General features: G+C 66.8%; 10 protein-coding genes. 5 read left to right on the top strand and 5 right to left on the bottom strand.

Going from position 1 to position 10,469, the window contains the following annotated elements; all coding sequences use genetic code 11:
• Positions 1 to 129: 129 nt before the first annotated feature.
• On the top strand, positions 130 to 1,035 hold the full coding sequence (locus tag Q7514_RS27700) for an LLM class F420-dependent oxidoreductase (RefSeq protein ID WP_330136472.1): 906 nt from the start codon (positions 130 to 132) through the stop codon (positions 1,033 to 1,035).
• Between the two features lie 5 nt (positions 1,036 to 1,040).
• Positions 1,041 to 1,925: an SDR family NAD(P)-dependent oxidoreductase gene (locus Q7514_RS27695; RefSeq protein WP_330136471.1), complete on the top strand. Its 885-nt coding sequence runs from the start codon at positions 1,041 to 1,043 to the stop codon at positions 1,923 to 1,925.
• A 13-nt stretch (positions 1,926 to 1,938) separates the two neighbouring features.
• Here Q7514_RS27695 and Q7514_RS27690 read toward each other — a convergent pair whose 3' ends face one another.
• Positions 1,939 to 3,318, bottom strand: coding sequence for an MBL fold metallo-hydrolase (locus Q7514_RS27690; RefSeq protein ID WP_330136470.1), 1,380 nt, complete (start codon positions 3,316 to 3,318; stop codon positions 1,939 to 1,941).
• Positions 3,319 to 3,604: 286 nt separating this feature from the next.
• On the opposite strand from Q7514_RS27690, the gene Q7514_RS27685 reads away from it, so the two are divergent.
• A complete protein-coding gene (locus tag Q7514_RS27685) occupies positions 3,605 to 4,444 on the top strand; it encodes an alpha/beta fold hydrolase (protein ID WP_330136469.1) in 840 nt (279 codons plus the stop codon).
• Between the two features lie 5 nt (positions 4,445 to 4,449).
• Here Q7514_RS27685 and Q7514_RS27680 read toward each other — a convergent pair whose 3' ends face one another.
• Together Q7514_RS27680 and Q7514_RS27675 are read right to left on the bottom strand one after the other, a co-directional pair.
• Positions 4,450 to 5,160 (bottom strand): type 1 glutamine amidotransferase, encoded by a 711-nt coding sequence (locus Q7514_RS27680; RefSeq protein WP_330136468.1) that lies wholly within the window; start codon positions 5,158 to 5,160, stop codon positions 4,450 to 4,452.
• Positions 5,153 to 6,406 (bottom strand): MurT ligase domain-containing protein, encoded by a 1,254-nt coding sequence (locus Q7514_RS27675; protein WP_330136467.1) that lies wholly within the window; start codon positions 6,404 to 6,406, stop codon positions 5,153 to 5,155. The genes Q7514_RS27680 and Q7514_RS27675 overlap by 8 nt, the downstream gene beginning before the upstream one ends.
• 186 nt (positions 6,407 to 6,592) lie before the next feature.
• Here Q7514_RS27675 and Q7514_RS27670 point away from each other — a divergent pair, with 186 nt between their 5' ends.
• A complete protein-coding gene (locus tag Q7514_RS27670) occupies positions 6,593 to 8,014 on the top strand; it encodes a potassium channel family protein (RefSeq protein WP_330136466.1) in 1,422 nt (473 codons plus the stop codon).
• On the opposite strand, the gene Q7514_RS27665 is transcribed toward Q7514_RS27670, so the two are convergent.
• Entirely contained in the window at positions 7,913 to 8,908 is a 996-nt protein-coding gene (locus Q7514_RS27665; RefSeq protein WP_330136465.1) for an EamA family transporter, read from the bottom strand. The two genes, Q7514_RS27670 and Q7514_RS27665, sit on opposite strands and share 102 nt — an antisense overlap.
• 71 nt (positions 8,909 to 8,979) lie before the next feature.
• On the opposite strand from Q7514_RS27665, the gene Q7514_RS27660 reads away from it, so the two are divergent.
• Positions 8,980 to 9,885, top strand: coding sequence for a LysR family transcriptional regulator (locus Q7514_RS27660; RefSeq protein ID WP_330136464.1), 906 nt, complete (start codon positions 8,980 to 8,982; stop codon positions 9,883 to 9,885).
• A gap of 10 nt (positions 9,886 to 9,895) precedes the next feature.
• On the opposite strand, the gene Q7514_RS27655 is transcribed toward Q7514_RS27660, so the two are convergent.
• Positions 9,896 to 10,273, bottom strand: a complete 378-nt coding sequence (locus tag Q7514_RS27655; protein WP_330136463.1) for an SHOCT domain-containing protein — start codon at positions 10,271 to 10,273, stop codon at positions 9,896 to 9,898.
• Positions 10,274 to 10,469 lie beyond the last annotated feature (196 nt).

Genomic DNA, 10,469 nt, shown 5'->3' with positions numbered 1-10,469 from the left:
ACACCGAACCAAGGAACGGGTCCAGCTCGAGCCTGTTGCATCATATGAGAATCGGGCTATCTTGAATCGGAAGGATGATTTTCTCGATTCAGAATCCCGGTCGGATTCTCAGGTGCGACGAGGCAGGCGATGCGCTTCATCTTCCATTACCCCGAGATCAGCGGCTCCGACGGCGATGTTCTCGATCCGGGTCCACTGCGCGACGTCGCCGTCGCAGCCGAGCGGGCCGGGTTCGATGCGCTCTCCTTCAGTGAACATCCGGCGCCGGGCGCGAAGTGGCTCGAGCGCGGCGGGCATCAAACCCTCGACTCGTTCGTCGCGCTCGGCTACGTGGCGGCCGCTACCGAGCGACTGAGGCTGCTCACCTATCTCGCAGTGGTTCCCTACCGCAATCCGTTCCTGCTCGCGAAGGGGGCCGCCACGCTCGACAAGCTGTCCGGCGGACGGTTCACCCTCGGCATCGGAACGGGATACCAGAAGCGTGAATTCCACGCACTCGGCGTCGACTTCGATGAGCGCAACGCCCTCTTCGACGAGGCTCTCGACGTGCTCCCGCTGCATTGGAGCGGCGAACCCTTCTCGTATCAGGGGCGGCATTTCAGTGCGCAGGACATCATCGCCCGGCCGCGCCCCGTCCAGGATCCGATCCCGATCTGGATCGGGGGCAACTCCAAACTGACCAGACGACGCGTTGCCCAGCGTGCTCAGGGCTGGATGCCGATGTCCGGCGGCGCGACCCTGAGCACCACGGCGCGCACCGCAGCACTCGGTCCGGTCGAGCAACTCGGCGGTGATATCGCCGAACTTCGCGCCCAGGCGGTCACGGCCGGCCGCACCGACCACATCGACGTCGTCTACTCGTACAGCCAGGAAATCATGTTGTCGTCCGTCGAGGCCGACCGTCATCGCGACGTGCTCGAGCAGCTCGAGAAGGCAGGCGTCGATTGGGTGCTGGTGTCGTGTCCCATAGACGGACTCTCGGCCACCACAGATTTCCTCGAGTCCTTCGGCGCCACCTACATCGGAAGCAGATGAGCGACATGAGCTGGTTCGAACAGCGCGCGGCGCTCGACGGGACGGTCGCAGTGGTCACCGGCGGTGCCGGAGGCCTCGGTGCCGCCATCGTGGAGGATCTTGCGGCGAACGGGGTGTGCCCCGCCGTCATCGACCTCGACGAGGCCGCGGTGGAAGAAGTACGTGATGTGCTCGACAAGCAGGGCGTCGACCACATCGTCACGCAGGGCGACGCCCGTGACCCCGACGCGCTGACAGCGCTGTTCGAGCAGGTCGACGAGCGCTGGGGTCGCGTCGACACCCTCGTCAACATCGTCGGCGGCACGTTCCGGGCACAATTCGTCGACACCGGCGCGAAGGGATGGGATGCGATCCTGCGCACCAACCTCTCGCATGTGCTCCACGCGTGTTCGCTCGCGGTGCCTCGAATGCAGGCCGGTGGTCGCGGCGGGAGCATCATCAATCTCACGACCATCGAAGCGCATCGCGCGGCGCCGGGTTTCGCCGTCTACTCGGCTGCGAAGGCGGCTGTCGAGCAGTTCGCGCGGACACTCTCGATCGAGGTCGCGCCCGACGGAATCCGGGTCAACAATGTTGCGCCCGACTATGTTCCGACACCCAACCTTGCCAAGCTCGCCTCGCTCGGTGGCGGCGACTCGTCCCTGTCCACCCCCGAAGGGGTCCGCGTCGCGATCCCGATGGGCCGGGCCGGGCACGTCACCGATGTGTCGAACAGTGTGGTGTTCCTGGCGTCGAATTTGTCGTCGTTCATCACCGGCACCACGCTGCACCCGGATGGCGGGACCTTCGCCTCGTCGGGATGGTTCAACTGGCCCGAGTCCGGGTGGGCGAACCATGTTCCGTCCCGGATTCTTGCCAACGCAGACTTTGTCGATGCAACCGAGGTGTAGCGGAGACGCTGGATCAGGCTGTCGCTTTCATGGCGACCCACGCGCCGTATCCGCCGATCAGATCGGTCACGTCCTGGAACCCTTTCGCGCGCAACAGTGATGCCGCGACACTCGAGCGCCATCCGCCGGCGCAGTGCACGACGATCGGCTTTCCTGTCGGCACCTGATCGAGCCTGGTCCGGAGTTGTGCGAGCGGAACCGTGACGGATCCGGCGATGGCTCCGGCGGCGCGTTCGCCGGGATTGCGGATGTCGAGCAGCGTGATGCTGTCGGCCGCGAGAAGCTCCAGCAGCTCGTCGACGTCGATGCGACGAGCGGTGCGGACCAGGTCGGTGAGTTCGGCGGGGAACCGTCGGTCGTGGTCGACGCCGAGATAGCCGATCACATTGTCCTGACCGATGCGTGCGAGCCGGAGTGCGGCCATCTGTTCTTCGCCGGGGTAGGTGATCAGCACGATCGGCTCGCCCACCTCGACGACCATCCCGCTCGTCTCGGCGAAGCGCCCGTCGAATCCGACGTTCACGGAGCCGCGTAGATGTCCGGCGGCGAAATCGTCCACACTGCGGGCATCGAGAATCACTGTGCCGGAACCTGTTTGCTTCCGAATCTCCGCAGGGGAGAGCTCCGGGACGATACGTGTGGAACTCAGCAATGGATGGACGTGCTTGTTCATCTCGGCATCGGTCGAGAAATAGCCGGGGGCGGCGGGCTGTCCTTCGGTGATCAGGGCGACGAATTCGTCCTCGGGCATCGGCTGCACCGATGGGTTCGTGAGGCGCTGCCGGCCGATCGTCGAGGTGAGTTCCGACGAGAGGTTCTTCCCGCACGACGAGCCGGCGCCGTGCGCGGGCATCACGGTGGTGTCGTCGGGAAGTTTCAGCAGGGTGTCGTGGATCGTGCGGTACATGGCGTGGGCGAGATCCGCCGTCGAACCGTCTCGGAGGTTTGCCAGGTCGGGACGGCCGACGTCGCCGATGAACATCGAGTCGCCGGTGAGGACGGCGGTGGGTTCGGCATCCGGGTTCTCGCGTACGAGGATGCTGATCGATTCCCACGTGTGACCGGGTGTCGACAGAATCTCCAGGTCCACTTCTCCGAGCGAGATGTGCTCGCCGTGTGCGAGGCGGCGGATCGGGTATTCGGTTTCGGCCGCTTCACCGAATCCGATCCAGGCACCCGTCGCCTCGACGAGTTCGAGGTGTCCGGAGACGAAGTCGGCGTGGAAATGGGTGTTGACGACGCCTTCGATGCTCAGGCCGAGGCGGTCGGCGTCGGTCAGGTATTCGCCGATGTCGCGGCGGGGGTCCACCACGATTGCTCGGCCGGTGGTGTCGTCGCCGATCATGTACGACGCATGGGAAAGACATTGGAGGTAGTACTGCTCGAGGATCATCGGGGTTCCTCCCCCGTTGAGGGGCCGTGTCGACGACCGGTTCGTGCCGAGAATGTGCGGGTGGGAGTCCGCGTCCGTTGCGCATCACGCGCTGCGTGATGCGCCAGAAGTCCGACATCAGGATACTGCCCTTGACGTACTAGGTGTGATGTAGCTAACATCGGAGGTGCGAATCGAGCAGACGTCCGAGGACGACAGAGGCTCGTGAAGCAGAGATCCGGCCCGGAGATCGCGTAAAGCGAATCGACGGGCCGAACCCCTGTTCAGGGCAGGTGGGGAGGCGGCGGTGGGGGAACGTATCAGTACCGTCGTGCGCGACGGCCTCACATTCGACGTGCGCGATCAAGGCCCGATCGACGGCGAACCGGTGGTTCTCCTGCACGGATTCCCGCAGGATTCACGGTCGTGGGACGACGTCGCGGCGGATCTGCACGAGGCGGGGTATCGCACGATCGCACCCGATCAACGCGGCTACTCGCCGCGGGCTCGTCCGCGGCGTCGCCGCGACTACCGGCTCTTCCACCTCGCCGACGACGTCGATGCCCTCATCGCGCAGCTCGGGGTCGGTCCCGTGCACCTCGTCGGACATGATTGGGGTGCAGCTGTCGCATGGGCGTCGGCCGCGCGGCATCCGACTGTGGTGCGCACACTGACCGCGGTGTCCGTGCCCCATCCCGCAGCGTTCCTGCGGTCGATGGTCACCAGCACGCAATTGTTCAGATCCTGGTACATGGTGGCGTTCCAGTTGCCGTGGATCCCGGAGAAGCTGTTGACCGTTCCGGCGGTGAGCAACGCCGTCCTGCGGAGGACCGGACAGTTACCGGCCGCCGCCGCACGCGATGTCGAGCGTATGGGCGATCGGTTCGCGGTCCGTGGCGGGCTGAACTGGTACCGCGCGCTGCCGCTGACCGATCCCCGCTCGAGTCTCGGTCGTGTCGAGGTACCGACTCTCATGGTGTGGAGCGACGCCGACGTCGCGATCGGGCGCGCCGCAGTCGACGCCAACCCTCGGTACGTCGCGGCGCCCTATCGGCTCGAAACGCTCGCCGGGGTCAGTCACTGGATCCCGGACGAGGCCCCGGGCAAGCTGGCCGACCTGATTCTCTCCCACATTGTGCGGGACTGAACCCTCTACGTGCGCAGTCGTTCCCGGCGGAGTTGTTCGACTTCCGGAAGGTCGAGCGGCGGCAGCGATTCGACACCCAGCGCGCGAGCGAGCAGGTGGTCGGCGAACTCCGGGTTGCGTGCCAGCACCGGGCCGTGCAGATACGTTCCGTAGACCGAACCCTGCACGGCGCCTTCGTTTCCGTCGCCGACGCCGTTGCCCACGCCGCGGGTCACCTTGCCGAGGGGGCTCGCATCGGATCCGAGCGTCGTTCCGCCCCGGTGGTTTTCGAAACCGGAGACGGGCAGGGTGAGACCTGGGATGCTCGGGGCGATGACGATTTCGCCGATCGCGCGGGTCTTCTGCGGCGACGTTGTCGCGTCGAGGAGGCCCACACCGTCGACCCGTTCGCCGGCCGAGGTCTCGTACCAGTGTCCGAGGACCTGGATGGCCGCGCAGATCGCCAGGACGGGTGCACCGCGTTCCGCCGCTTTCTGCAGGCCCGGGTAGCGCTGGAGGTGGCGTGTCGCGAGGCGCTGCGCCGCGTCTTCGGCGCCGCCGAGTGCGTAGAGGTCGAGCGAGTCGGGGACAGGATCGTTCAGGCCGAGTTCGATGATCTCCGCGTCGTGGCCACGCATGCGGAGGCGTTGGCGCAATACCAGTGCGTTGCCGCCGTCGCCGTAGGTGCCCATGACGTCGGGCAGGACGAGGCCGATCCGCACGGTCGACTCAGACATTCGTAGCCCCCTTGGCGATCGCGGTGTTCAGATCCCGGAACGCCGTGTAGTTGGCGAGAACCTCGACGCGTCCGGGAGGGCACGAGGCGATGGCGCGCAACGGATCCGCGACGAGTGTGTGCTCGACTCCGGCGTACGTCAGGCGCACGGCCAGGTCGGTGCCGCGCTCACCTGCAGCGACCACCTGGACACCCTCGAAGTGTTCGAATCGCACGTCCCACAGCCACGACAGGTCCTCGCCGTCCGGGACCTGACCGTTGACCGCGATCACCAGGCCGTCGACGGTCGGATCGATCATCGACAGTGCTTCCTGCCAGCCGGCCGGGTTCTTCGCCAGCAGCATGTGCACCGAATGAGGCCCGACCTGAACGGTCTTGTAGCGTCCCGCGACCTCTTCGACCACGGACGTTGCTGCCGCGGCCTTGGCCGGATCGGCGCCGAGTGCGACGGCGGCTGCAACGGCCTGTGCCGCATTGCCGCGGTTCGCGCGGCCCGGCAAGGTCAGTGTCAGGGGGAGGACGAGCCCGTCGGGCCCGTAGAGGTTGTCGTCGTCGACCCACCAGTCGGGCGTGGGACGGGCGAAGTCCGATCCCGTGCTGTACCAGTGGTCGCCGTCGCGCACGATGGGTTCGCCGGTGCGGGGGCAGCTGACGGAGTCGCCGGCCCACCCGGCTCCGGCCGCTACCCACACGACGTTCGGGTTGTCGAAAGCAGCCGAGGTCACGAGCACGTCGTCGCAGTTGGCGATGATCGTTGCGCTGGTGTGCCCCTGCAGCCCCGCGCGAAGTTTGCGCTCGATCATGTTGATCTCGCCGACGCGGTCCAGCTGATCTCGGGTGAGGTTGAGCAGCACGATGGCTTCGGGCTCGAGCGCATCGGCGACGTGTGGGGTGTGCAGCTCGTCGACCTCGATCGCCGCGAGCCGCGCGGTGCGGTTCGCGGCGAGCGTCGCGACGATGCCGGCGTCCATGTTCGCGCCGTCGGGTTGGGTCACCACGGCGTCGAGGGTCTCGAGCGCTGCCGCGGTCATCCGCGTGGTCGTGGACTTTCCGTTGGTGCCGGTGACGAGCACGGTGCGGCGCCCGCGCCCGAGCTGCGTCATCAGGTCGGGATCGATCGCGAGGGCGATGAGCCCGCCGATCATCGAGCCGTTACCGCGTCCGGCCTTGCGCGACGCCCACGCAGCAGCTTTCGCCGCGCGCAGTGCAAGCCTGCCGCGGGTGGTGATTCCAGTGCTAGTTCCCACCCGGGCGAGTTTTCCATAGCCGCGTTCGGGTCGCGGAGCCGCAGTGCTGTCCGCACGGTCACAAAGCGAACCGGTGGCCGGAATCGCTCACAGAGGAGTCGTGGGCGGGTGCAGAGCAGCGGCCTGCGTGCTCCCCTGGAGGCACACAGGGTATCGAGGGGAACGCGACCTGCGGAGGTGAGTTCCGTGCTCGAGAACGATACGACGGGAATCAGGGCGGGTGCCTACGTGATCGTCGGCGACACCACGGTGGCGCGTCGCGTGTGTGCATCGCTGCGTGCCCAGGACATCGCGGTCCGGCACGAGTCCGAACCCGACGACGAACAGCTTCACGACCTGCTCACCGGTGAGCCGATCGCGGGCATCGCGATCCTGTTGCAGGACGATGTCGTGGCGCTGCGGTACGCGCTGGCCGCGGGGCACCTGCATCCGGAGGTGCCGATGGTCGCGACGATCTTCGACCGCACGATCGGTGATCAGCTCGCGCGTTTCCTGCCGCAGTGCGATGTGACCTCGCCGGCGGATCTGGCTGCGGCGTCGCTGGCCGGTCCGTGCGTGGCGCCGGATTTGCTGGCGGTGACGTCGACGGGGCGTGGTCCGCGCGGCGTCCGCAAGGTCGGGGACGTGCTCGACGAGGTTCCGATCACGGTGTTGCGGGTGCCGTGGTGGAAGCGCAGCGTGGGTCAGTTGACGGCCGCGATGAGGGGACACGAGACCGGGACGCGGATTCTGATCGCCGGGCTGTTCGGTCTGGCCGTCGTGATGCTGGGGGACTGGGCGTGGTTGACGTTCGGTGAGGGCCACGGTGCTGTCGACGCCTTCCACGAGGCGGTGCGGGTGGTCACGACGGTCGGACCGGCGGGAGATCCGCACGGGAACGAGATGTACGGGCTGATCGCGTCGTCGGCGATGCTCGCGACGATCGTGTTCACCGCGATGTTCACCGCCGGAGTCGTGGACCGGCTCCTCGGACCCCGGTTGACGGCCCTGTGGGGGCGGCGGTCGCTGCCGCGGTCGGGGCACGTGATCGTCGTCGGACTCGGACAGGTCGGTCTGCGATTGTGCCGGGAACTACGCGAGCTGGGCATCCCGGTGGTGGGCGTGGAACGCGATACCGACGCGAAGCACCTGGGGGAGGTGCGGGAATTGGGCATCCCGGTGGTCCTGGGCAACGGCGGAGACCGTGGTCTGCTCGAGCGGATCGGGGTGCAGCGTGCCCTTGCGCTGGCAGCGGTCGGATCCGACGATCGTGACAACATCGCGGTCTCGCTGGCGGTGCAGGGCATTGCCCCGGGCTTGCGGCTGGTACTGCGCGCGGGTGAGCGGGAACTTCTCGCCGAGACCGGTTCGCTGCTTCCGCTCGGAGTCATCCGCGACGTCACGAGCCTGAGCGCGACCTACGTGCTGGCGCGGCTGCTCGGCCGCGAGCCTTCGGGAGTCGTCGCGGGGGAAGCACACGTGCACGTGCGGCGGCCGGGCGGGTGGTACGAGGAGTTGCCGATCGCGTCACCCGGGCGGTGCAGGCACGTGGAGCGACGCCCCGTGCCGGCACGTCTCTTCGGCCCCTGGAGTAGCCCGAACGATGCCCCGGCGCCGGAGACGCCCTAGTGGTCCGGCGGCACCTGCCGCCCGGCGCCCCGCCGACTGCGCGACGAGTGCCCCCGCGATCACCGCGACCCCGCCGGCGAGTGTCAGCGGTGTTGGTACCTCCCCGAGCGCGGCCCACGCGACCGTGAACCCGACGATCGGCACCATCAGCGACAGCGGGGCCACGGTGCTCGCCGGATACCGACCGAGGAGAGCGACGTAGATGCCGGTGCCGACGATGGTGCCCGCGATGGCGGTGTAGGCGAGGCCGACGAGTGCGATGTGTCCTTCTCCGGTGGAGAAGGCGGAGGCGAGTGCGGCCCAGCCGGTGGTGGGGCCCTCGACGATCCACGACACCGCGAACAGCGGGGCGGTGGCGATCACGCACATCCAGGACATCAGTTTCATCGGTTCGGTGGATTTCGCCTTCCGTGTCGCGATATTGGCGATCGCCCACGAGAGGCCGGCGAGCAGCCCGAGCAGAAGGGGTACGAGTCCGACGCTGCTGCCACCCTGCGCCACTGCGACGAGCAGCATTCCGGCGATGGCGACGAGGAGTCCGATGATCTGGGTGCGCCCGAGTCGTTCCCCGAGCAGCACCGCGCCGAGTACGACGGTCATCGGGGCGGAGGATTGCAGGACCAACGACGCAAGACCGGTCGCGAGCCCCGCGTTCATCGCCCAGAACAGGAATCCGAACTGCGCGAATCCGAATGCCAGGCCGTAGAGCAGAAGCCAGCGCAGTGCCACCTTGGGTCGCGGTACGAACAACACGACGGGGACGGCGATGACAAGGAACCGCAGACCCGCGAAGAAGATCGGAGGGAAGTGATCGATCCCGACCCGGATGGCGAGGAAGTTGCATCCCCACAGGAGGACGACGGTCAGGGCGAGGAGTCGGGCGCGGGTGGTCACTCCCATATTGTTCGCTATGGCAACAATTGCGACAATCTGAACTTTCTTAAGCCAATATGTAGATTTGCTTCATGGATGCGACACGGTTGCGGATTCTTCGCGAACTCGCCGACCGCGGCACCGTTGCCGCGACGGCCGCGGCGCTGTCGATGACCCCGTCGGCGGTATCCCAGCAGCTCAAGCTCCTTGCCCGCGAAGCGGGCGTCGCACTGTTGGAGCCGTCGGGTCGCCGCCTGCGCTTCACGGATGCGGGCCGGGCGCTGGTTGTGCGCGCCGACGACGTGATCGCCGCGCTCGACCGTGCCGACGCGGAGATGGCCGCGTACCGGACTTCTCCGCGCGGCCGCGTGCGCGTCGCGTTGTTCCCGTCGGGCGCTGCGCTCCTACTGCCCGCCGTGTTGGATTTCATGGCGAGCAGCGGCGTGGATGTGGACGCCCAGGACGAGGATGTGCCCGCCTCGGCGGTGCCGCCACTGCTGGCCGACTACGACGTGGTTCTCACCCACAGGGACGAACGTGCCCCGACTCTGGCCGGGCCTCGCGTCGCGGCGACCGGGTTGCTACGTGAGCCGATCGACCTCGTACTCCCACCCGATCATCGTCTCGCGGGCCACGGCGAAGCGCGGCTGGGTGAGCTTGCCGACGAGAACTGGATCAGTGTGCGAGGGGGCTTCCCGGTGGACGACGTGCTGTTGTCCGTCGCCGCCGTGACCGGTGTGGAACCCCGGGTAGTTCACCGCATCAACGATTTTCACGTGATCGAAGAGCTCGTCGCCGCCGGTCGCGGTGTCGCGCTGATGCCGAGGTTCTCGGTGCAGCATCCACGTGTGGTGCGGGTGCGGGTGGCCGGTGTCCGAGCGGCGAGGATCTACGACCTCGTCACGCGCCCCGGAGCGACGGAACGACCCGCGATCGCCGCGGTGCTGGAAGCATTCCGCACCGCCGCGACGCGGGTCGATCGTTCGGCCGAGCACTGATCAGACCGGATCAGGCCAGGGCCTTCGCCTTGAGGGCTTGGAACTCGTCCTCATTGATCGTGCCTGAATCCAGCAGGGCCTTCGCATCCGCGATGTGCTCGGCGGGAGATTTCTCCCCTGCGACTTCCCGGATGTAGTTGTCTTGTGCCGATTTGAACTCGGCCGCTTCGCGGGCCGACCGTTTCGCCATTCCGTCGCCGTGCACGATCAGGTACACCAGGGCGGTGAGCCACGGGACGATGAACAGGAAGACGATCCAGATGGCCTTGACCCAGCCGGACTGTTCCCGATTCCGGAACAGATCGCTGATGATCATCCACAGCATGATCAGGTAAGCGATGAAGGCGAAGCAGACGATGATATACCAGATGATGTCCCAGAATTCCATGCAACTCTCCGTCTACGAATGGACCATCATGTGCACGAACTGAATTCGGATATCGACGGAGTATCGCAGTTCCCCAGGTGAAATCGGAACGCGATCGAGTCGAGATGCCACCCGCAGAGTACAACCGGGATTGTCCTGTTGCAGGGGAATGCGAACTCTGGGTCTTGTGAGGCGCAGACGACGAACGCGGCGGGCC

Source organism: Rhodococcus artemisiae (genome assembly GCF_036327795.1).
Lineage (GTDB): Bacteria > Actinomycetota > Actinomycetes > Mycobacteriales > Mycobacteriaceae > Rhodococcus > Rhodococcus artemisiae.
The sequence above is the reverse complement of the archived record's forward strand: the minus strand, read 5'-3'. Positions and strand labels throughout refer to the sequence as shown.